The following is a 21,231-nucleotide window of genomic DNA, read 5'->3' as shown; positions in this document are numbered from 1 at the left end:
AAAACCGCACTGAAACGATCAAGCAGATATTGATCTTGTCGGCGCCCGTTCTTATCTTAGCGGCATTGATACGTGGACCGCCGCTCCGTGATTGCGGGTATTGTTGTGGCCCCGCTCGCCACCACCACCGTCCTGTCGACGGCTTCGGCCGCCTCGGTAGGTGTGGCGTCCGCCGGCTCCGGTGGCAACAGGCGCCAGCGGACGCTGGTGATCGGGCATCGCGGCGCGTCGGGCTACCGCCCGGAGCACACCCTGGCCTCGTACGAACTGGCCGCCCGGCTGGGCGCCGACTTCGTGGAGCCAGATCTTGTGCCCACCAGGGACGGCGTCCTGGTCTGCCGACACGAGCCGGAAATCGGCGGCACCACCAACGTCGCCGACCACCCGGAGTTCGCCTCCCGCAGAGCGACCAAGATACTGGACGGTGTACCGACCACCGGCTGGTTCACGGAGGACTTCACACTTGCCGAGCTGAAAACGCTGCGCGCCAAGGAGCGGCTGCCAGCCGTTCGGCAGGAGAACACGATATATGACGGCCGGTTCGAGATCCCGACGTTCACCGAAGTGCTGGAACTGCGCCAGCGACTTTCCCGCGAACTCGGTCGTGAAATCGGAGTCTACCCGGAGACCAAGCATCCGAYGTATTTCCAGAAGGCCGGTCTGCCGTTGGAGCAGCGGCTCGTGGACGCCCTGCGCAGGCATGGCCTGAACAACCAGAGCGCCCCGGTGTTCRTGCAGTCGTTCGAGACGAAGAACCTGGGTCAGTTGCGCGGGCTCGGTCTGCGCACCGCCCTGGTGCAGTTGCTCAGTGCCACCGGCGCCCCGTTCGACCTGGTCGACGCCGGTGACCCGCGGACCTACGCGGACCTGTCGACGCCGGCCGGGCTGCGGCAGATCGCAAGCTACGCGAACGGCATCGGACCGGAGAAGACACAGGTCATCCCGTGGGCCGCGGACGGCACGCTGGGCACACCGACCGCACTGGTCGCCGACGCGCACGCCGCGGGGCTGGTGGTGCATCCCTACACCTTCCGGGCGGAGAACAGCTTCCTGCCAGCGGACTACCGGCGGGGTACCAGTCCCAACGACTTCGGCCGGGCGATCGACGAGCAGGTGAGGTACCTGAAAGCCGGCATCGACGGGCTCTTCACCGACCAGGCGGACATCGGCGTCATCGCGCGGGACGACGCGTCCGCGAAGCCGTCCGGCAGCGCGTGACAGGATCACAGCCTCTCCCGGCACGGGACGCGCCGTTCGGTGCCGGAGACCGTCGTCGGCCGGCGATGTCGCTACGGAACGTCGCGCAGAGTTTCCCCGCCTGGACTCCACTCCAGTGACCAGCCGTAACGCACGGCGACGTCGGCCTGGGCTCCCTCGAGAAAGTCGTTCTCCCGCCGGATGATCACGTCGTCCTGCGCGACGTGGAACGACGCGACGACACAGATCCGAGCTCTCGGTGGCGCGTCACCCAGGCGGATTGTGAGTTGCTCGCCGGTCCGGGCTGCGACGGTGAGCACCGGTCGCAGCAGGGACCACTCCGGCCCGGTGTGCAGCCCGTAGGCGAAAACGAAGAAGCGCCTGAACGTCAGGAGCGCACCCAGGTCAACAAAGATCGTTTGCCCTTCCAGCTCGTCGCGGCGGCCGAGCCGCAACACCTGGCGGGGAGCCGCGTGCCCAGGGGCGCTGACGGTGTCGCCGAGGTCCTGCATGAGGCCAGYCGCCGCATCGTTCGCCTGCCAGAGACAGCCGAGGTGGATGTTGCTCGGGCGGGGCAGTCCCGTCTGGGTCTTCAGCAGCGCCCACTGCAGAGTCACGGTCATGGTGCCCGAGCCACGTTTCTCTTCCGTCCAGGCAGTGGCTGGATGATCGTCATCGAGCACGGTGACATGTTCCATACGCTGCTTGTGACGCGAAGAATGCTCGCCGTAGTTGATGCGGGTGGATGACGGCCGTGCCGAGGCACGGGTGGCCGTCGCACGGGCCACGGCTGCCGCGGTGGCCTCGTCGGGCCCGCTGAGGTCGAGCAGCGAACGGGTAGCTGCCGGCACGGGCGTGGCCGGTGCCGCAGGTCCGGCCGGGGGCGCGGGTCTGGTCGGGGGCGCGGGCCTGGTCGGCGGTGTGGGCAGCCGTGCCACGGCAGGGTCCCGCTCGGCGGGCGGTGCATGCGGGGGCTGCGGGCGTGGGGGCGACGAGGGCACGATCACCGGGGGCACCCTGGGTGGGTCGGTGCGCGGCGGGTGCAGATGCGCGGCCACGTTCCGCCGGGTCCGGGCCGGCGAGGCCCGCGTGAGAAAGGCGGCCGCCCTGCTGGGATGCGCCGTCGCGATGTCCCCTCCGTCGGCTCCGGCGAGTCCCGGAAGWCCGGTAACGTAGCCCTGTCCAACGGCCCGGAACTTCCATCCCCTCAGGTGACGGTAGATCTCACCGAAGATCATTGCCGTCTCCAGCCCGATTCCCGGATCCAGGCTGTAGCGGGCGATCTCGACATTGTCGGCGTGGTTCAGGACTCGAATGTAGGCGTGGCGCACCAACCGGAACGTCTGCCCGCGCCCGGCCGCGTCGTAGATCGCCATTCCGAACTGCAGGTGGCTGACCTCGGCCGGCACGGCGGCCAGCGTGACAACAAGTTTCTCCACGTCACCGACGAGCGGGCGCGGCGGCGGGGAAGCGCCGACCCGTTCCGTCGGGTTCGGCACCTGATGGGCCAGGAGCACCTGGGATGACGTCGCACCGCCGTTGTCGAGGACGACAAAACCGTCCAGCTCGACGGCGGCCGAGCCGGACCCGCCGCTCCAGCCGAGGCCGATGCCCACCCGCTCGATACCGGGTGCCTCGTCCGACAGCAGCACGTTCCCGCCCCTGGGCAGGATGACAGTCATGAATCGAGGTCCGAACGGCGGAACTTGGCGTCCAGGAAACGCGCCTGGATCGCCAGCTTGGCGGCGTCTCCGGTGTAGACGAGGTCCTGTAGCTCGTTGGCGCCTTCGTCGAGCAGCTGGAGCTGGCGGATCAGGTCCTCGGCGGGCGTGGTGCCCGTGACACCGGGGCGTTCGGTGTACTGGACCGGCAACGCGGTGAAGTCGCCGAGAGCCTGCGGGAGGTACTCGTGGATTATGGCGGTGAGATGCCTCATCTCCTCCTCACTCGCAGACTGGACCTCGATGTAGCTCAGTAACGGCCGCAGGACGTCATCAATGTCGCGCACGGTCGGCACGGCTCCGGGCGGCAGCCGTCCTCCGTCCGTGTTCGCCCTCGCGACGATCCCGGCAAGCTCCCGTTGCAGCTGCTGGACCTCGCGGACGACGTCGGCCGTGTCCCGCGGCTCGGAACCGGCCGCCGAGGCTGCCTGGTTCCTGGGTTCCTCAGCGGTGCGGGAACGCCGTCGGAAGAACACGGCACCTCCTGTCCGTGCCGATCGTATGACGAGCGTCGCTCAGCCCTCGCTGGCGCGGGCCCGCTCCAGGTACGACTTCGAGCGTCCCACCTGGGTCTCGAGAGCGGTGACGGTCGCCGCCATGCTCTCGACCGCCTTCGCCCTGTACGTGTCGATGGCGTCCATCGTCGCGAAGATGTTGTCGAATGCCTTCTGCAGGGCCTCGACGCTGACCGTGCTGGACGACGCCTGCTCCTGGAGCTGGCCCGACTGCTGGCGCAGCAGTTCACTGGTCGACATGATCATATTGTTCGTCGTGGCGTTCAGCGCGTTGATCTGGTCGAGCACGAGCTTCTGGTTCGCCAGCGCCTGAGCGACGATCACCGCCGTGCGCAGTGCGGCGACGGTCGTCGTCTGCGCCCGGTCGACGCCCTTGATGAGCTCGAGGTTGTTCTTGCGGACGAGGTCGAGGGCGAGATAGCCCTGCACGCTCACCGCCAGCTGGGTGAGCAGATCCTGCTGACGCTGGCGGATGGGGAACAGCGCATCCGAGGTAAGCGCGTCAGCGGTCCCCGGATCCGCGGCCCGCAGCCGATCGATCTTCGCCGAGACCGCGTTGTCGAGCGCCTTCGCAAGAGTCGCGTACTCGGTGAGCTTGCCCATCGCGACCCAGAGCTCCGCCTTTTCCTGCTCGATGGCGGCGTTGTCCTTGCGCAGTTCGTCCTGGCCGGAGTCGAGCGCCCTGATAATGGCGTCGAGCTGCTTCTGCGCCGACTGGTAGCGCTGAAAGTAGTTGGAGATCTTGGTGCCGAACGGCACCACGCCGAGTAACCTGCGGGCACCCTTCAGATCGGCCCTCGCCGGGTCGAGCTCGGTCACCGTCTGGCGTAGTTCGACGAGCGTGCTGGTGACTCGCGCCTGGGCATCACCGCCACGGCCACCGCGGGTGCTGCGCAGCGCCGCCGCCGGACGCTCGAGYATCCGGTTGGACGTCCGGGCACTCGCGACGATCTCCCGCTGGCCCATCGACGCGATATCGTTGATCTTGTCCTGGAACGCCGGGCTTCTCGGGTCCTGCGCGGCGAGGTCGTCGGCGAACGCCACAGCCCTCCTGCGCAGCTCCGCCCGGGTCGCTTCGTCGAGCGGAATCATGCTGTCCACCCGATCGTCGGCGACAACCGGAACGGGCGTCGGCGGGGAGAGCTCGAGCGCGCCGCCAGCGGCTCCTGTCACGGCGGCCCCGGCCGCGGGCGGCGTCAGCGGCCCGCCCAGGTCCAGCGAATCCGACATGAACGTCACCTCCCAACCCATGCCGCACCCAACTGGTGTCCGCGCTGCGCAAGGTGTCGGCCACACTCGACCCTACGCGGTATGTCGGGTGGATCGTCAGCTGTGTGGATGGCAGCGGGCCAGACAAATCGGTGACATCACCGCGCCGCGACCGAACGCGAGGGCAGGACCGACAACCGCACGCCGCAACGCGAGAACGCCCATACCCATCGCGGGTTTCTCCGAATCCCCGGCCCGCGCGTGTTCCGCGGGTAAAGCGGCTCGAGGAGGCCGGCGGCCCCGAGAGCACACGACCAGTGGCCGACCGCGGCACCCTGGCCGCATGCACGACCGTCACATGACGACCGACGGAGGCGGGGTGCGCGCTGGCTACGCGGGTGGAGTCGGTTCTGGCGACGATCACGCGATCGGCCCGGTGATTGGCGGTGCTCCGTCACCGATGCGGTGGCGGGAGTACACCACTGGCCGCGATCCGCTCTCACCTACGATATTCATGCGCGAATTTTCGGTGAGAATGCCGTAACAATCCGTGTTCGCGACGAACGGGGGGAAGATTCTTGACCAGGCRCACGGGCTCGCTGGTCGCCGGACGGTATCGGTTGGTCGAGTCCCTCGGCGCCGGTGGGATGGGCACCGTCTGGCGGGCGGTGGACGAGGTGTTGAGCGTCGAGGTCGCGGTCAAGGAGCTGAACGTGCCGTCCGGCGCCACAGCCGTCGAACGGGAGCGCTGGATCGGCCGGGCACAGCGGGAGGCGAAGAACATCGCCAAGCTGCGGCACAACCCGCACATCGTGACAATCCTGGATGTGGTCGTGGACGACGGCATGCCGTGGATCATCATGGAGCTGGTGCCGTCGGCGCGGACGCTCGCCGACGCCGTCCGGACCGGGGCACTGCCCGCGCCGGAGGTGGCCCGGATCGGGCTGGCCGTGCTGGACGCGTTGACCGCCGCGCATCATCTGGGCGTCACCCACCGGGACGTCAAGCCGGCGAACATCCTGCTGACCCCGGACGGCCGGGTCGTGCTCATCGACTTCGGGCTGGCCCTGCACGACTCGGATCCCACGATCACCCAGAGCGGGTTCGCCCCGGGCACGCCGGCGTACATGGCGCCGGAGCGGTTCGCGGGGGAGCGCCTGCTGCCGGCCAGCGACCTGTTCTCCCTGGGTGCCACGCTCTACCACGCGGCCGAGGGCCGCCGTCCGTTCGAGCGGTCCAACTGGCCGGCGACGATGCACGCCGTGCTGTACGAGGACCCGCCGGTGATGCGGACCGACGGCAATCTGGTCGCCGTCGTGCTCGGGTTACTGGTCAAGGATCCGGGCGAGCGCATGTCCGAGTCGGACGCGCGCCGCCGGCTGGCCCGGGTCGGGGCGCGGTCGACTCCGGCGGCGGGGCGAACAGCGTTCAGGCCGCCCACCGGGCTACCGGACGAGGCGGAGCCAGCCGAGCAACCGGCGCCGCGGCCGCGGCGGCCCGACTCCCCACCAGCCCACCGCTCCTTCCCCGGCAGGGCCGGCGGTGGCACGGCAGCCGGCGGGGACTCCGACGAGGACGGTTTCCGGACCGGTTTCAAACCGAACTATGACGACCTCGGCGGCGGCGTCATCCTGACGGCGCTTGGCGCGGCGCCGTGGCTGGTGGCCGTCTTCGCGGTCGGTTTTCCCTGGTGGATGCTGGCCATCGGGGTGCTGGTCAGTGGGTTCGGGCTGCTGGGCCTGCTCGGTTGCCTGATGAACTTCGGCGAGAGTTTTCCCGGCAAGCCCCAGGCCAGCTATCTCGCTGCCGCGGTGTTCCTGCTCGCGGTGGCCGCCGCGCCGTGGCTCGTGGCGGCGTTCGTCGTCGGATACGCCTGGTGGCTCGACGTCATCGGCGTGATCGTCGGCGGCATCGCCACGCTCATCGCCATCGCCTGCGTCGTGCTCTTCTTCGAGGATCCGTCGAATCCCGACTATCTCGAGCTCGATGCCGGCGGGCTGACCCTCCAACGCGACGACCAGACCTACCGGCTGAGCTGGACGGACGTGAAACAGGCGTGGGTCGACCCGGGCAGTCGGCGCCTGCAGTTGGCTCTCGCCCGGGACGAGGTGGCTTTCCCCTACCGGAACCGGACGAAGGCGCCCATGATCAACAAAACCACGGGTGCGCTGACCTTCTGTGAGCTGGATCGGCTGCGGGTCACCGTGCCCGCGCTGGACCAGGCGCTGCGCAGGGCAGCCGGCCCCGGCCGGTGGCGCCCGTCCTGACCGCCCCGGCGGTGGCGCCCGGTGACGTCAGTGGTCAGCGCGCCAGACCGCATCGGTCCCGCGGTGGCCCGCGCCTGCGCTCACGCCCGCAGCCCGGCTCGGGCGGCCGGGCGATCCGGCCGCTGCCCGTCCGCCACCTCACCAACCCACGACCCGGCACGACCGACAAGTCGGACCTGTACATGCGGCTCAGATAGCTCGTCACGTTGCATGGTGGGCCGCCAGGGGCCCGAACCCGGAACCCGCGGACTAAAACACGTGTCGGAACATTGAGCCGTTCCGGGGTGTCTGAAGCCTCCGTGATTTGGTTGTAGGAGTTCCTGCCGACGGGAAGATCCATATCCAAGATTGCTGGTAATCGACGAGTGCAACAGTGCCGTGTCAGTCCACCCACGGGCCGACGCCGCCGATCCGCTCGACCGCGATCCGCACGATCATTCCCGTTTCGGAGCCGCGGTTCCCGAAGGGGTAGACGTCGGTGCCGAGATAGCGCCGGGCCAGGGTGTCCATGAGCGCGGTGAGCTCGTCCGGGATCCCTGGGCCGAGGAGGGTCGCTCGGCCCCGCACGGTGAGGTACTGGGTGAGGCCGTCCGCGACTCCGTCGGCGGTTCGCTCGTTGTCGTGGATGATGACTGTCACTCGCGGGTCCCGGCGCAGGTTGCGCACTTTCCGGCGATGCTCCTCCACGCCGAAGACGAGGCTGCCTCTGTCGAGGGCCATCCACACCAGCGAGGCCTGCGGCGTACCGTCAGGGTCGATCGTCACGACGGTTGCCTCCCGGTCCGATGCGAACAGCCGGCGGGCGCTTGCGGGCAACGCCGGCATCCCTTTCCCGTCCGAGTGCTCTGTCGTCGCCTGGCCGGTCATCAGCGCTGCTCCTCGTTCCACGAGTTCACGGTTCCTGAAGGGCACCACGACGCGGACAGGGCCGAACTGTCCGCGTTGCGGTAACGCGGCTCCTGTTCGGCGATTACCGCGAGGCCGGTGGCTTCGACCGTCCGTCATGTCGGACGTCGATGAGTACCTTCCCGACCGCGCCGCCCTCGACCGCGTCGTGCGCGGCGGCCGTCTCGGTCAGCGGGAAGCGTTGCACCGGCAGCCCGGCGTCTTCGCCGGCCCGCAGGGCGCCGGCGGCCACGGCGGCGCTCACGTCCCCGATGGCCTGGCGCTTCGCCGCGTCGGGCATCGTGTAGACGAGCACGAACTGCAGGCGGGTGTTGGCGAACATGTGCGCCCTGAGGGGAACGGTCAGCTGCGAGCCGCTGGTGTCGGCGTAGATGGCGACAACCCCGTTCGGGGCTATGACCTGCTGGTTGAGCTCGGCGTTCACGACGGGGTCCACTTCGACCACCATGTCGACGCCGTCGGGGGCGGTCTTGCGTATCGCTTCGGCCGCGTCCGGCGTGCGGTAGTTGACGACATGGTGCGCGCCGGCCGCGGAGGCCAACGCCGCCTTCCGCGGAGAACTGACGGTGGAGACGACGTTCGCCCCGGCCCAGCGCGCCAGCTCGATCGCGGCGTGCCCGACCGCTCCCGCGCCGCCGGCGACGAGCACGGTCCGGCCGGCCAGCGCCGACGGTCCGAGGACGGACGGACCGTCCGGGTGGACGGTGAGGGCACGATGCGCGGTCAGGGCCGGGATGCCGAGGCTCGCCCCGAGGTCGAACGAGGCAGCCGGGGGCAGCGGCACCGCCTGGCGCGCAGGCAGCACTATCGCCTCCTGCGCGGTGCCGTCAGCTCGTTGCCAGGCCGCTTCCCAGATCCACACACGTTGTCCCACCCGCGCGGGATCGACTCCCTCGCCGACCGCGTCGACGGTGCCGGCGCCATCCTGGTTGGGAACCTGACCTGTCGGCGGGAGCGACGAACCCAGCGCTCCCCGGCGCACCTTCCAGTCCGTCGGGTTCACCCCCGAGACGGCGACGCGGACACGGACCTGACCCGGCCCCGGCTCGGGCTCCACCCGCTCCACCAGCCGCAGCACATCGGATCCCCCGACCCGCTCATACACGATCGACTTCATGCAGCGTTCCTTCCAGGAGAATCAGGACAACCAACGGAAACGTCGACACGCCCCCGTCTCCGCCACCCCTACGCGGGGAGCCGAACCACCACGCCAGGATGACCCGGCACCTGATCCGCCGGAAGTGGCCCGTGAGACACCATCCGATAGGATCTGGCCATGCATCGGGTCGCTGTGCTCGCCCTGGACGGAGTCATCCCGTTCGAACTCGGCATTCCAGCGCGGATCTTCACCGCCGCCGTCGGGCCGGCCGGTGAACCGCTCTACGAGGTGGTCGTCTGCACCGTCGACGGCCGGCCGGTCCGCACCGACGCGGGGTTCAGCATCGCCGTCGACCACACAGCCGAGGTCCTGGCGGCGGTGGACACCGTCGTCATCCCACCCGTCCATCCACTCGAGATCGGCCCAGCCGGACAGTTGCCCGAGCCGGTAGCCGGCACGCTTACCCGCATCCCGACGGGTACACGCATCGTGTCGATCTGCACGGCCTCGTACCTCCTGGCCGCCGCGGGCCTGCTCGACGGACGCCCGGCCACCACCCACTGGCTGGAGGCCGACCGCTTCCAGCGGATGTTCCCCCGGGTGAAGGTCGACCCCGACGTGCTGTTCGTGGACGACGGCGACGTGCTCACCTCAGCGGGTGCCGCCTCCGGCATCGATCTGTGCCTGCACCTCGTTCGCCGCGACCACGGCAGCGAGGTCGCCAACCGCGCGGCCCGCCGCTGCGTCGTGCCGCCGTGGCGTGACGGAGGACAGGCCCAGTACATCGAACGTCCCGTCCCGCCACCATCGGCCGCCAGTACCGCTCCCACCCGCGCCTGGGTACTCGAACGCCTGTCGGAACCGCTGTCCCTGGCCGAACTCGCCGCCCACGCGAGCATGAGCGTACGCACCTTCACCCGGCGGTTCCGCGACGAAGTCGGCCTGACCCCCGGCCAATGGCTGACCGGACAGCGACTGGAACACGCCCGGCACCTTCTCGAAAACAGCGACCTGCCGATCGACCTCGTCGCCCGACAGGCCGGGTTCGGTACCGACATCTCCCTCCGACAGCATTTCCGCACCTCCGTCGGCGTCTCACCGGCCGCCTATCGGCGTACCTTCCGTGCCCGGAACCGTTAACCCACCCTTCCCACGTGCCGGTGAAATTCGTGATACCTGTGCTACGTCATGTATCGATCAGAAAGAACGAGGATGCCGCACTTCATCAGCCCTTCAGGAGACGCGGAGATCGCATTCRCCCGGCCGCACGGAACCGGGCGGACGCTAGTACGCTCCCGGGCCACCGGATACCAGCCTCAAGAACGAGCCCCCGAACGGGCCCAACCACCGGGGGCTTCGCGGTTACACCGCCGATAGCGGATCTACCCGGCGACCAGTCGATCTGTCGTTTCAGGCGCTCGGCCTCCTGGAGATGGGCGCTTCCCGGGTGCCTATCAGTGTGCCGCCCTTGAAAACGCCGAGTTCCACGGTGGCGTACTGGATTCCGTTCGAATCGACGGCGTACGTGTTGTAGGTGTAGGTCGTGCCACAGCCGGTCGTGTAGCCGTGCCAGGGCCAGTAGTGCTTGGCGCCGCGGTTGGGGACGGTCACCAGCCGGACGCCGATCTTATAACCGTCGCATCCATCGTCGGCCCCCTTCAGCGTGACCGCGGTGAGGCGGTTCGTACCACCCCACTGGAAGAGGGCCTCCGAATGGGCATAGGGATCGAAGGAGCCAACGGTGCTCGTGATGTTGCCAGCGGCCTCTGCCTGCCCGGCCATCAGCGGGACGAGCGCAATCGACGAGAGGACGACAAGGGTCAACAAACGTAAACGTTTCCGCATGAAGCCTGGTCTCCAACTGTCCAGTCGGTCGAGGGCTTGCAGGACAAAGTCCAGCATAGTGGATTCCAGAAGATGCGCGGTGCGGATGAGGTCCCGGTCGGGGTCTCGTACCGCGCAAGTCGGGATGCACTCCAGATCGATACGTGGTCCTGTGAGCCATGAACAACAGATTACATGATCGCATTTATCAATGCGCTGACCTGCGACAATGTGCTCATGTATAGAGAATGAAACCGACGGTTCTTGCTCGGGAGAAGCCCACACGATCACGTCGCTCAACATCCACGGGAGACGAGTCGATTTGAGAGATAAGACACGGCTCTCATGCGATCGCGAGGAGCGGCGTCACCACCGCAGCTCGCGGTGCCGGTGCGGCTTGCCGGCAGCGACAAGGCCGCGGAGAAGTATTGCTGGCCGGCCTTCTGTGACAGGCGCGTAGACAACCCACCCGGCTGCCTACGGTTCTCCGCATCGCCACCGCGAGCCCGCCGTCCGCACCGGATGTCAGTCCCGTTTGAGTGCCTCCCGGCGCAGCAGCTGGAACAGTGTGGGGRCGCCTTCGGAGGTTGTCACCGCGGCAGCCCTGCGCACGAACCGGGTATCGGTCGCCTGTTCGAGCAGGCTCGCGGCAAGGTCGGTGCGGCYGGTGAAGACACCCRGCGCCTGGTCCTCGCGAAGCTCGTAGCTCGTCACACCGGGCGCATCGAAAAGGCCCGAGGGACGCATGATCGTCCAGTCCAGGTCGCCGCCGCGCAGGAATTCCTCCATACGGCGCATGTCGGCGTAGGTCGTCTTTCCGATCGTCGCTGTGATCAACGGCTGGAAGACACGGTTCAGCAGGAAACCGCCGTCCGCATGATGGTGCGGCTCGGCGGCGCTCGAGCTCACCACGACCACGCGCTTGACCCCGTGCCGCGCCATCGCGGCTGTGATGTTACGGATGCCGTCGCTGTAGATGGTGACCGGCTTGCGGGTGAACGGCACACCGAGCGCCGAGAGTACGACGTCGGCTCCTTCGACAGCTCGGTCGACGGCCCGCGCGTCATGCGCGTCGGCCTCCACGACGTCGAGCTGTTCATGCGTGATCGGGAATTCCGCCGGTCGCCTGGTCACCGCGGCGACGTGCTGACCGGCGGCCAGCGCCTGTCCGGTCAGCAGCCGGCCGGTCGGCCCGTTGGCGCCGAAAACGACGATCCTCATGGTTACGCTCCTTCCGAATGATCCGTTCATGCGGTGGTACCCGCGGTGCGGTAGTACTTGGGCGCCCATATCCGGTGGTAGAGGAACCTGGCGGGCGGCGGCAGCATCCCGAGAATTTTGGCCTGTGTTCCCTCGGATGTACCGTCGAGCAGCCACGGGAGGAATTCCGCGCCCCCACGCAGGCCCTGCGTTTTACGAATCGTCGTGGTGAACRCCGCCCATCCGTCAGGGCCGAGATACGTCTCCACCAGTGGCAGGGCTTTGTTTTCCTCGTGCCGCATGTGGGCGGTCAGACTCGTGGTGAAGGCGTCGATCCTCCTGACGAGTCCTGCCGTGTTGTCCGATACGAGGGCGTCGTCGATGTGTTCGAGATGYGGCCCGATCTGCGAGTGCTCGGCCTCCATCGCGTCGAGAACGGTGATCTCGTCAGGCCGAAGCGCCTTGTCGCGCAGCAGGGGCCACAAGATGGCGTCCTCGACCTGGTGGTGGATGTGGAGCTGCCTGGTGAACGCCGCCCAACGCGCGCGTGCTGCCGGCGTCCGGAGGTGGCCACGTTCGCATGCGAGCCGCAGGCGCTGCAGGTCACGGGTGAAAGCGGCGTGTGCCACATACATCATGGTGAAGTCGACCGTGCCGGCCGGTGGCGACGTACGGTTGTTCTCGGCGTTCGTATTATTGGTCATCTGCGCTCCGAACGGGTAGTTGGCTGGTCAGGGGATCGCGCTGCCGCCAGTCCTGATTGATCTTGAAGGTGTCGGTTACCGACATGCGACCCCTGACGATCGTCCGGCGGCATGTCGGGAGAAACACCCCGACGGCGGACGCGAGACCGCCGACCCCGCCCCGGACCGGACTCCCAGCGCCTTGTGGCGGCCGGTGCCTTCCGTGAACGTCGTCGTCAGGATCGACAGTGCCGCCGGCAGCATCAGCGCGACGCCGAGACCCTGCACGAGCCGCGCGCCGACCAGGACACCGGGGTTCCCGGCAAGTCCGCCGATCAGCGAGGAAATTCTGATCAGGCGTTCGACCCCTGCGCCACTGGCGACTGCGTCCAATTCAAGATCCCTCCCATGTGCGGCCGCCGTGGCCGCCGGCTCGGAGTCAGCCGCGTTCGACTGTCATCTCTCTGTCGGATCCCGATGGGCGGATGTGACTGTTACCCTCGTCACCCCGTGGGCGCCGCTGCCGACGACGTTCAGGACCCGGGACCGGTCGGCCGGGCCGGTGCGGCCGGCCCCGTCACATCGGCGGTGCCGGATTCGTCATTGCTCAGGAGGGGTTCGATCGAAGGAGCGGTGATCCGTGGACAATGCGACGTGGCAGGCCGAGCAGTTCGAGCGACAGCGCCCACAGTTGCACGCGGTCGCCTACCGCATGCTCGGTTCGCGCAGTGAGGCCGAGGACGCGGTCCAGGAGGCGTGGCTGCGTCTGAGCCGCTCCGACGACGGTTCGATCGGCAACCTCGGTGGCTGGCTGACGACAGTCGTGGGACGGGTGTGCATCGACATGCTGCGTGCCCGCCAGGCCCGCCGGGAGGACTCCGTCGGCACCTGGCTACCCGAGCCGATCGTCAACGTCGACGACAGCGACGACCCGGAACAGCAGACGCTGCTCGCCGACTCCGTCGGCCTGGCCCTGCTCGTCGTGCTCGAAACGCTCACCCCGTCCGAACGGCTCGCGTTCGTCCTGCACGACATGTTCGCCATACCGTTCGAGGAGATCGCCTCGATGCTCGAGCGGACACCCGCCGCGGCCCGTCAGCTCGCCAGCCGCGCCCGACGCCGGGTGCAGGGCAGCCCGACCGTCCCGGACGCCGACATCGCCACACAGCGTAGGGTCGTGGCCGCGTTTCTGGCGGCATCCCGCGCCGGCGACTTCGACGCCCTCGTTGCGGTGCTGGATCCCGACGTCGTGTTCCGCGTTGACACCGGCTCACGTACCCGGCCCGTGCCCGCCCTGCTCACCGGTGCCGCGGACGTCGCACGGCAGGTCGCCGCCCAGGGCCCACGCTTCGCGCGRCACTGCCAGCCGGCTCTGGTCAACGGCACCGCCGGGATCGTCGCTCGAACATCGGCCGGCGTCATCGCGGTCGCCGGCATCACCGTGATCGAGGAACGTATCGCCACGATCGACCTGATCCTCGACCCCGACAAACTCCACAACCTGCTCCTGACCGACTAGACGAGTATGTAAGTCCGAACCCTGGGCTGGTCCGCCAGCTCATCGAGTCGGTCAACGACACCCTCAAAGGGCAGCTTGACCTGGAACACCACAGCGGACGCAGCTGCGAGGGCGTCGGGATCCGCGTCGCCCAGCGGATCCTCGCGCTGGCGGCCGCGATCTTACTCGTCTAGGTCAGGCCGTCCCAGGCGGCCATCGCGCCGTCGATGATTGCTTCCAGGGTGTCGTGAGGGGCGCCGTCCCGGGCCTGTAGAGACAGGCCCTGCAGGACGGTGGTGTACAGCGCTGCCATGGCGTTGGTGTCGGCGTCCGCGGACAGGTCGCCGTCGGCGACCCCGCGGCGCAGTCGGGCGTGGATCGCTTCGTGCATGTTCCGGCGTCGCTCGGCAAGGAACGCGCGCACGTCGTCGTTCTTGGTCGTGCCGGCGGCGGCGAGGACGATCATGCAGCCGGGCGGTGTCGCAGGGTCGGCGAAAGAGTCGGCGTTGCTGCGTAACATCTGGCGCACCGCCTCGCGGGCGGTGGGCGCCTCGTCGAGCGCGCGCCACACCTTGTCGCCCTCGGTGGCGCCGTAGAGCTCCACGGCCTCCCGGAAGAGCTGCTCCTTGCTGCCGAAGCAGGCGTAGATGCTCGGCGAGGCGATGCCCATCGCGGCGGTGAGATCGCTCATCGACGTGCCCTCGTAGCCCCGCTCCCAGAACGTCACCATCGCCCGCCGCAGGGTGACGTCCCGGTCGAAGCCACGTGGCCGTCCGCGCCTGCCCATCACCCACCTCAATTCTGTATTGATCGTTAAATATATCTTGACCCCCACACGCGCGTCCTGGTAGGTATTTCTGTGTCGATCGACATAGAAATAAGGTGGCAGACATGACAGAGCTTGCGGGCAAGGTGGCGCTGGTGACCGGGGGCAGCCGAGGCATCGGAGCGGCGATCGCCCGGCGGCTTGCCCGCACGGGCGCGGCAGTCGCCCTCACCTACCTACGCGACGCTGACGCCGCCCAGCGGGTCGCCAGGYAGATCGAGGCCGACGGGGGCCGCGTGCTGGTCATCCAGGCCGACAACGCCGACCCCGAGGCGGTGACCGGCGCGGTCGCGCGCACCGTGGGCGAACTGGGCCGCATCGACATCCTGGTCAACAACGCGGCCATCTTCGCCGCCGGCCCCCTGGATGAGACCACTCTGGACCAGGTGGACCGAACACTTGCGGTCAATGTCCGCGCGGCATTCCTGGCCGCCCAGGCGGCGGCCCGGCACATGACCGAGGGCGGCCGAATCATCACCATCGRCACCTGCCTGGCTGAACGTGTTCCCGGCCCCGGCACGACCCTGTACTCCATGAGCAAGGCCGCTCTGACCGGCCTGACCAAGGGCCTGGCCCGCGACCTCGGCCCGCGCGGCATCACCGCAACCGTGGTCCACCCCGGCCCGATCCACACCGACATGAATCCCGAAGGGAGCCCCACCGCCGCCTTCCAGCGCAGCCTCACCGCACTCGGCCGCTACGGCACCGCCGAGGAGATCGCCACGACAGTCGCTCACCTCGCCAGCGACGCGGCCCGCTACATCACCGGCACCGCAATAGCCGTAGACGGCGGCTTCGCCGCCTGACAGGGAGGATGCCCCGCCCCGGTCACCGTCACCAACCGGACCGCGGGTGCGGGAACTACCAGGTTTACGGAACTCATGTTCGACTGCGACCACAGGACAGTTGGACCAGCGCTCACTGGCATCATCCCTGGTCAGCAGCTGCAGCGCGACCGGACGGATGGTGATCCCAGGGCCTTCGATTAAGATCGAATAGTTCTTGGGGGTCGCAGACCAGGGTCTGTTGCTTTGGCGAGGTCCGCCGTCTCGACGTCCAGCCAGACATGATCAAATAATGCGTTGACGTCCCGCCCGTCCGCCAGTCCCGGCATCGGAGTTTGTCGATTTCCCGGCGGGCGAGCCCAGGCAGGGCGTTAGTCACGCTACGTCATCAAAATGAATCAAGGTACTGAGCCCGCACGATCATCCGACGAATAAGATCGTGAGATTTGAGTCCGCGTTGAGCCCGCAATCCTCTAACGATCTTCCTTAAAGAATCAAAAAGACGAGACCACCACAGGCTGGACGTCCATCACGCTATGCGGTGGGCCGCCAGGGGATCGAACCCTGAACCCGCAGATTAAAAGACCCCAGAAACACATGTCGGAACATATCTACCGATATCAAAGAATGCCCGAACGCGCAGGTCGCAGCGACCGCAGATGCCGGAGGGTGCTATTGACCGTCAGACAGTTCCGCAACGTCCGCAACGTCCGCACCCACAATGAGCACACAGAACCCATCGTTTTCTCGAGCAACAAGCAATCGCGTACGTTACCCACAGTATTTAACAATCCCTTCCAGCTTGATCATATCACGGCGCTGYTCGACCACATCGGTCACGACGCTGAAGCTCAGCCTTACCACGACACGTTCATGCAGTACCGTTGCATTCGCACACACTGGCGAATCTTGATCGTAGGTCTTCCGACTCGGATCGCTAAAGGTTGTTTCGTAACTTGGTTGAGCGCCAAGATTGATATGGAGCAGCCAACCCGCGGGCTGACGGTGGAGATGGAGTACGGGGACTGCRAGATCAAGAACGTGYGGCTGCTGGACTTCTTCACGGGCAGTAACCAAGCTCGGATCAGCCGGACGCCGGCGGCGGTGCCAGCGCGGGTGATGCGGGCGGAGTTCGAGAGGTGGGTATTGCCGCGAGCGGGGGTGGTTTTTGCGTGGGAGCTGGCGCGTGAAGGCGGGAAGGACCACGAGAAACGGCGGTGGCCCTGCTCCTCTTGGTCGCGCGTGCATTCAGGTTCAGCGGGCCAGGCGGCGTTGCAGTTCGACATGGCGGAACTGGTAGACGGCCCCCACCTGACGCAGGACGCCCCGCTCATGCGCGTCCGCCAGGAAGCCCATGAACCGCCACGACACCTGGCCGGACGCCGCCAGGCGCAGGCGAGCCAGCGCGAACCATCCCCATACCGCCTGAGACAGCCCGCCGGTGAGCACTCCCATGAACCCGCCGGCGAGGACGAACACGAGCGCGACCGTGAGCCCGCCGTCTGCATACCCGCCCACGAGCAGGATCATGAGCCCGCCGCCGAGCCCGTACGTGACCGTGCCCGAGAGCCCCTGCGTGAACCCGAGAATGCGGAAGGCCCGACGGTCTCGTTCCAGGACCGCCTGCGGGCTCGCCGCCGTCCGCAGATCGGCTGCCGCCCCGGTGAGCCCGAACGTGAACCCGACCGTGAGCCCGTATGCGAGCCCGGCCGCGAGCCCGCACGCGAGCCCGGCCACCGGCCCGTACGCGAATCCGGCGGTGAGACCGTATCCGAGCCCGTATGCGAGCCCGCCCACGCGTCCGATCCGGAATCCGGTCGGGTTCGGTTGCCAGCGCACTCCACGGGACGGTTCCGCCCGTGGGCCGCACACGCGCGCGAACCTGTCCCCGGCCACGAGCCCGGCTATGACCCCGAGCTCGGGGGCGATCTGGGGTCCGAACATGAGCCTGGCCAAGCATCCCATCGCGAGCCCGAACGTGAGTCCGAAGGCGATTCGGACCGTGAGGTCGAAGAACGGCCGCGGTGCGGCCGCCGGCAGTTGCCACCAGGCGAGGTCCGGCGTGCCGTGCAGGTGCTCCTCCAGGTGGCGGGCAAGGAATCGCAGCCGCCGCTGTGCCCCGCGGTGCGGGTGCGGACGGTAGGCGGCCGGGATGAACTCGTCGAGCAGATGCTCCCGTACCTTGGCGACGGTGGGGAAACGGGCCGGGTCGAGAAGATCGACCGGTTCGGGCACGCCCCGCAGGGACTCGCCGCGCCGCGGGTTGTAGACGGTGTGCGCCAGACTGGCCATCAGCGGTGTCGTCAGAACCCGCGCCACCGGCGGTGGCGAGGTAGCGGTGAAGGACGCCACGACCTCGTCCCAGCGGGCGGTAACCACCGGCCCCCCTGGGGCCTTCCGGAAATAGTCGGCGACATCGTCCGGCGTGAGGGGACGCAGCACGACCGCGGCGGCGCCTTTCAGTTTGCTTTCGGCCCCACCCCAATAGGAGGGACGGACCGCCCAGCGGAACGCCTGTTTCCGGCAGGTCAGGACCAGGCCCTGCCCGTCCGGCAGCATCTCGCTGATCTTCGCGAGCGCGGTGGCGCGCAGCGCCGGAGGAAGCTCGTCGAGACCGTCGAGGATCGGCAGGAGCAACCGGCGGTCCAGCAGCGCCCGCGCCCGGTTACGGTCCTCGCCGGTGGCGTCCGGAGCGGGAGCCTCCAGCCCGGAATGGTTGCGGATGAGGCTGGCCTCCAGCCATGCGGCCAGGTCCTGGTCGGCGGGGTTCCACGACGCCAGCGACAGCAGCACGGGCACCGGACCGCCCGGGGCACGGCGGGCGAGCAGAGCCAGCAACAGCCGGACAGCCAGGACCGTCTTACCCGCACCCGGCTCGCCGAGTATGACCAGCCGGCCGGTCGGTATCCGGTCGAGGACGTCGATGATTTTCTTGTCGCGACCGGCGAGCTGCGCCGGGCCGGTCGCCCACGGTCTTTCAGGCGCTTCGGGGGGCCAGGCCCCACTCGCGGCCTGCTGCCGGATCGACGACCACTCCTCGGTCAACGCCGCATCCGCCGGATCCCAGGCCACCGGCAGCGGATGCGGATCACCGATCTGCCGCCGTCTGAGCTCGCCGTCCCACTGCTTGAACACGGCATCGGCGATCTGGTCGGCAACGGTAGCCAGGTCCAGATCCGGGGGCTTCCGGTAGGCGGCCCAGGCCACCCATCCCCCGGCCACGGTCACCGCCAGGCCGATCCCGCCGGTGACCCCGGCGGAGAGCGCGTCGTCCCACGTCCTCCACACCACGACGGTGACCGCCACCGCCAGGACGGCGAGCCCCACCGCCACCCATGCCGTGCCGGTACCGCGCGCTCGCTGTCCCCCCATACCGTCACATCATCACGATCGCCCCGATCGCACTGTGCATCGACCCGTACCTCCCCCTGGTATGGGTGGACAGGTTGTCGGTGACCACCCGGATCGGGCCGCGGGGATTGGCCTGGGCGATGAGGGTCAACAGCTGTATCCAGCCGTCGCTGTTGCGTGATGGGGCGCAGGAGGTGACCTCGGTGCCGTCGCGGATGCGCAGGCCGCCGAAGACCCAGGTCTTCTCGCTGCCCCGGGAGTACTCCAGGGGTGCCTTGATGCGGTGGCCGTCGGCTGACCAGCCCGGTGCCGGCGGGAACGTGCGCGGGATCACCGGGCCCAGCTCGTCGACGCAGATCACCGTGGTGCCAGCGGGCGGGTGGGTGTAGAGCTCGATGGTCGCCGCCCTTGTGGGGCGAAGTCGGGGTCCTCGCTGTGCGCCCAGGAGCGGGTGTGCCGCCGGCGCACCTTCTCGGCCAGCAGGATGCGCCGAACCTGGTTGCGCTGGATCTGGATGCCCTCGGCCTGGGCGGCCTCGGTGAGGGTAGTTCAGGGTCCACTGCGGTGGGCCGGCCTCGTCCGCGGCACACAGCTGGCCGCCGGCGTCGCGGACCGGCCGGCCCGGGGGTCGGCGCGGACCAGGGCGATGATGCGGCCCCGCTGGGTTTCGCTGATCCGGCGTTTGCGGCCGGCTCCGGGCCGGTCACCCAGCCCGTCGAGGCCCTCGGCGTTGAACCGGGCCAGYCGTTCGCGCACGGTCTGCATGTGGCAGCCCAGCCGGGCGGCGATGGTGCTGGTGCGCTCGCCCTCCCAGCTGGCCACAATCATCCGCGCCCGCAGGATCCAGTCACCGGGAGCGTGCCGTGACCCGGCCAACTTCCGGATCTTCTGCTCCTCCTCCGCGTCCACGGGAGGGCGGGCATACACCAACTTCGGCGTGAAAGACCGCCTTCCCGCCAGGATCCACCGGCACAGACGATCTACAGCCGTAACGAGGAACGTTGCACTAGCCAGTCTGGAGGTCGTCCTCAACGCCGTGGTCCTGGTGGAACACCCGCTACCTGGACGCCGCAGTCGCCCAGCTGCGTGCCGAGGGCCACGACCTCAAGGAAGAGGAGGTGGCCCTCCTCTTCCCGCTGAAGGACCGGCACATCGACTTCCTGGGCCGCTACCACTTCGAGTTCCGCTCCAGCGGGCCAGGCCAGGGCCTGCGCCCGCTGCGCAATCCGGACGCGCCCGAGGACGCCGACGAGGAATGATGCCCTGCCTCGAACCATCTCCGTGACACGTTCCTCGGCACAGATACCTACAGCGCTGCCGCGATCCGGTCGGCACCTGGCCCGGGCGCGCCTGCGAGCCCGGCGGCTCGCCCCGTGGCCAGCAGCAGATCACCCGCCGGCCCGCGAATTTCCTCGGGCCCCTCACCGGCCGCCCAGGCCAGCACCTGCGCGTCGCAGCCGCTTCCGGGACCGATGCCGATCGTTGGGATCGCCACGCGTCGGCCGCGTGTGCAGCCGCTCCTCCTGACGGGCCGGTGAATTCCTGCGGCGTGCTGCCCGACACCGTGTCCCTGATCAGCTGGTTGCCGTCAATGCTGCGCGCGCGGCGGTGAGGATTTCCTCGGAGAGCGGGGAGCCCTGGGTGGCCCGGGCCAGGACAAGTGCGCCGAGCATGGTGCACAGCCGGGCGATGCCGTCCTGGTCCTCGGTCGCGAGCCACTCGACGAAGTCACTCACTCCCTCGGTGTAGACGCGGCGGGCCTCGCGATCTCCTGGTTCGCGCGCTATGTCGGTGGCGAGTGCGGCGGCGGGGCACCCGTCTGCCGCGCTGTCGCGGTGCTCGATGGAGAGGTAGGTGTCGATCAACGCCTGCTGGGCGGCGTCGCGCTGCCCGGCGTGCTGCTCGAGTCCGTCATTGCGGAGCTGGGTGAGTTCGTCGAACGCGTGGGCGGTGGCTTCGTCGACGAGCGCCTCTTTGGAGGCGAACTGCTTGTAGAAGCCGCCGTGGGTCAGGCCGGCCGCCTTCATCAGGTCGGCGACGCTGACGTGGGTGCCCTGCTCCCGGAACAGCCGGGAGGCGGTTTCCACGACCCGCCGACGGTTCTCCTCCGCTTGCGCCTGCGATACGCGGCCCATCAGCCACCTCCCGAT

18 protein-coding genes and 4 pseudogenes are annotated in these 21,231 nt (G+C 68.4%); 7 read left to right on the top strand and 15 right to left on the bottom strand.

Going from position 1 to position 21,231, the window contains the following annotated elements; translation table 11 throughout:
• Positions 1-87 precede the first annotated feature (87 nt).
• The gene (locus BL254_RS22165; protein WP_254858407.1) at positions 88-1,218 is read left to right on the top strand and encodes a glycerophosphodiester phosphodiesterase; all 1,131 of its coding nucleotides are present in this window, start codon (positions 88-90) and stop codon (positions 1,216-1,218) included.
• Positions 1,219-1,289: 71 nt separating this feature from the next.
• Here BL254_RS22165 and BL254_RS22160 read toward each other — a convergent pair whose 3' ends face one another.
• From BL254_RS22160 to BL254_RS22150, 3 genes are read right to left on the bottom strand one after another with little or no spacing between them, the layout of a single operon-like run.
• Positions 1,290-2,879, bottom strand: a complete 1,590-nt coding sequence (locus BL254_RS22160; RefSeq protein WP_076844941.1) for a TerD family protein — start codon at positions 2,877-2,879, stop codon at positions 1,290-1,292.
• Positions 2,876-3,394: a hypothetical protein gene (locus BL254_RS22155; RefSeq protein ID WP_047225106.1), complete on the bottom strand. Its 519-nt coding sequence runs from the start codon at positions 3,392-3,394 to the stop codon at positions 2,876-2,878. The genes BL254_RS22160 and BL254_RS22155 overlap by 4 nt, the downstream gene beginning before the upstream one ends.
• A gap of 39 nt (positions 3,395-3,433) precedes the next feature.
• Positions 3,434-4,663 carry a toxic anion resistance protein gene (locus BL254_RS22150; protein WP_076844948.1) on the bottom strand — a complete coding sequence of 410 codons (1,230 nt, stop codon included), beginning with the start codon at positions 4,661-4,663 and terminating at the stop codon, positions 3,434-3,436.
• Positions 4,664-5,220: 557 nt separating this feature from the next.
• On the opposite strand from BL254_RS22150, the gene BL254_RS22145 reads away from it, so the two are divergent.
• Positions 5,221-6,909, top strand: a complete 1,689-nt coding sequence (locus BL254_RS22145) for a serine/threonine-protein kinase (RefSeq protein WP_076844938.1) — start codon at positions 5,221-5,223, stop codon at positions 6,907-6,909.
• Positions 6,910-7,290: 381 nt separating this feature from the next.
• Here BL254_RS22145 and BL254_RS22135 read toward each other — a convergent pair whose 3' ends face one another.
• Together BL254_RS22135 and BL254_RS22130 are read right to left on the bottom strand one after the other, a co-directional pair.
• The gene (locus BL254_RS22135; RefSeq protein WP_083731302.1) at positions 7,291-7,776 is read right to left on the bottom strand and encodes a TIGR03618 family F420-dependent PPOX class oxidoreductase; all 486 of its coding nucleotides are present in this window, start codon (positions 7,774-7,776) and stop codon (positions 7,291-7,293) included.
• A gap of 103 nt (positions 7,777-7,879) precedes the next feature.
• Positions 7,880-8,932 carry an NADPH:quinone reductase gene (locus tag BL254_RS22130; protein WP_047225104.1) on the bottom strand — a complete coding sequence of 351 codons (1,053 nt, stop codon included), beginning with the start codon at positions 8,930-8,932 and terminating at the stop codon, positions 7,880-7,882.
• A gap of 159 nt (positions 8,933-9,091) precedes the next feature.
• Between BL254_RS22130 and BL254_RS22125 the strand changes: the two genes are divergently transcribed.
• Positions 9,092-10,054, top strand: a complete 963-nt coding sequence (locus BL254_RS22125) for a GlxA family transcriptional regulator (RefSeq protein WP_047225103.1) — start codon at positions 9,092-9,094, stop codon at positions 10,052-10,054.
• A 270-nt stretch (positions 10,055-10,324) separates the two neighbouring features.
• On the opposite strand, the gene BL254_RS22120 is transcribed toward BL254_RS22125, so the two are convergent.
• The 4 genes and pseudogenes from BL254_RS22120 to BL254_RS29655 all read right to left on the bottom strand — a co-directional run.
• Entirely contained in the window at positions 10,325-10,816 is a 492-nt protein-coding gene (locus BL254_RS22120; RefSeq protein WP_139342451.1) for a hypothetical protein, read from the bottom strand.
• 447 nt (positions 10,817-11,263) lie between these two features.
• The gene (locus BL254_RS22115) at positions 11,264-11,959 is read right to left on the bottom strand and encodes an NAD(P)-dependent oxidoreductase (protein ID WP_076844935.1); all 696 of its coding nucleotides are present in this window, start codon (positions 11,957-11,959) and stop codon (positions 11,264-11,266) included.
• Positions 11,960-11,985: 26 nt separating this feature from the next.
• Positions 11,986-12,642: a hemerythrin domain-containing protein gene (locus BL254_RS22110; RefSeq protein ID WP_076844933.1), complete on the bottom strand. Its 657-nt coding sequence runs from the start codon at positions 12,640-12,642 to the stop codon at positions 11,986-11,988.
• A gap of 118 nt (positions 12,643-12,760) precedes the next feature.
• Positions 12,761-12,978: pseudogene (locus BL254_RS29655) on the bottom strand (MFS transporter); the annotation flags it as partial.
• A gap of 283 nt (positions 12,979-13,261) precedes the next feature.
• Here BL254_RS29655 and sigJ point away from each other — a divergent pair.
• Positions 13,262-14,140 carry an RNA polymerase sigma factor SigJ gene (sigJ, locus tag BL254_RS22100; protein WP_047225098.1) on the top strand — a complete coding sequence of 293 codons (879 nt, stop codon included), beginning with the start codon at positions 13,262-13,264 and terminating at the stop codon, positions 14,138-14,140.
• A pseudogene (locus BL254_RS28775) lies at positions 14,128-14,313 on the top strand (IS982 family transposase); the annotation flags it as partial. The gene sigJ and the pseudogene BL254_RS28775, both read left to right, overlap by 13 nt.
• Here the strand turns inward: BL254_RS28775 and BL254_RS22090 are convergent.
• Entirely contained in the window at positions 14,310-14,906 is a 597-nt protein-coding gene (locus tag BL254_RS22090) for a TetR/AcrR family transcriptional regulator (RefSeq protein ID WP_047225097.1), read from the bottom strand. The pseudogene BL254_RS28775 and the gene BL254_RS22090 overlap by 4 nt on opposite strands.
• A gap of 104 nt (positions 14,907-15,010) precedes the next feature.
• Between BL254_RS22090 and BL254_RS22085 the strand changes: the two genes are divergently transcribed.
• A complete protein-coding gene (locus BL254_RS22085; protein ID WP_076844931.1) occupies positions 15,011-15,751 on the top strand; it encodes an SDR family NAD(P)-dependent oxidoreductase in 741 nt (246 codons plus the stop codon).
• A 1,233-nt stretch (positions 15,752-16,984) separates the two neighbouring features.
• On the opposite strand, the gene BL254_RS28770 is transcribed toward BL254_RS22085, so the two are convergent.
• The 3 genes and pseudogenes from BL254_RS28770 to BL254_RS28765 all read right to left on the bottom strand — a co-directional run bounded on the left by BL254_RS28770 (position 16,985) and on the right by BL254_RS28765 (position 19,990).
• On the bottom strand, positions 16,985-19,102 hold the full coding sequence (locus BL254_RS28770) for an NACHT domain-containing protein (RefSeq protein WP_047225095.1): 2,118 nt from the start codon (positions 19,100-19,102) through the stop codon (positions 16,985-16,987).
• A gap of 61 nt (positions 19,103-19,163) precedes the next feature.
• Positions 19,164-19,442, bottom strand: a pseudogene (locus tag BL254_RS22075) (transposase); the annotation flags it as partial.
• 188 nt (positions 19,443-19,630) lie between these two features.
• Positions 19,631-19,990, bottom strand: coding sequence for a helix-turn-helix domain-containing protein (locus BL254_RS28765; protein WP_254858403.1), 360 nt, complete (start codon positions 19,988-19,990; stop codon positions 19,631-19,633).
• 97 nt (positions 19,991-20,087) lie between these two features.
• Here BL254_RS28765 and BL254_RS27935 point away from each other — a divergent pair.
• Positions 20,088-20,340, top strand: a pseudogene (locus BL254_RS27935) (Tn3 family transposase); the annotation flags it as partial.
• A 47-nt stretch (positions 20,341-20,387) separates the two neighbouring features.
• Here the strand turns inward: BL254_RS27935 and BL254_RS22060 are convergent.
• Positions 20,388-20,576 carry a hypothetical protein gene (locus tag BL254_RS22060; protein ID WP_047225148.1) on the bottom strand — a complete coding sequence of 63 codons (189 nt, stop codon included), beginning with the start codon at positions 20,574-20,576 and terminating at the stop codon, positions 20,388-20,390.
• Positions 20,577-20,655: 79 nt separating this feature from the next.
• The gene (locus BL254_RS22055; protein ID WP_047225147.1) at positions 20,656-21,216 is read right to left on the bottom strand and encodes a TetR/AcrR family transcriptional regulator; all 561 of its coding nucleotides are present in this window, start codon (positions 21,214-21,216) and stop codon (positions 20,656-20,658) included.
• Positions 21,217-21,231: the final 15 nt, after the last annotated feature.

The sequence above is a fragment of the Protofrankia sp. BMG5.30 genome, assembly GCF_001983005.1.
In the GTDB taxonomy this organism is placed as follows: domain Bacteria; phylum Actinomycetota; class Actinomycetes; order Frankiales; family Frankiaceae; genus Protofrankia; species Protofrankia coriariae.
The sequence above is the reverse complement of the archived record's forward strand: the minus strand, read 5'-3'. Positions and strand labels throughout refer to the sequence as shown.

Excerpts from the sequence above, each read along its gene's own strand:
- BL254_RS22135 (WP_083731302.1), bottom strand. The coding sequence starts at position 7,776 with ATGACCGGCCAGGCGACGACAGAGCACTCGGACGGGAAAGGGATGCCG.
- BL254_RS22120 (WP_139342451.1), bottom strand. The coding sequence starts at position 10,816 with ATGCTGGACTTTGTCCTGCAAGCCCTCGACCGACTGGACAGTTGGAGA.
- BL254_RS22055 (WP_047225147.1), bottom strand. The coding sequence starts at position 21,216 with ATGGGCCGCGTATCGCAGGCGCAAGCGGAGGAGAACCGTCGGCGGGTC.
- BL254_RS22125 (WP_047225103.1), top strand. The coding sequence starts at position 9,092 with ATGCATCGGGTCGCTGTGCTCGCCCTGGACGGAGTCATCCCGTTCGAA.
- BL254_RS28770 (WP_047225095.1), bottom strand. The coding sequence starts at position 19,102 with ATGGGGGGACAGCGAGCGCGCGGTACCGGCACGGCATGGGTGGCGGTG.
- BL254_RS22130 (WP_047225104.1), bottom strand. The coding sequence starts at position 8,932 with ATGAAGTCGATCGTGTATGAGCGGGTCGGGGGATCCGATGTGCTGCGG.
- BL254_RS22090 (WP_047225097.1), bottom strand. The coding sequence starts at position 14,906 with ATGGGCAGGCGCGGACGGCCACGTGGCTTCGACCGGGACGTCACCCTG.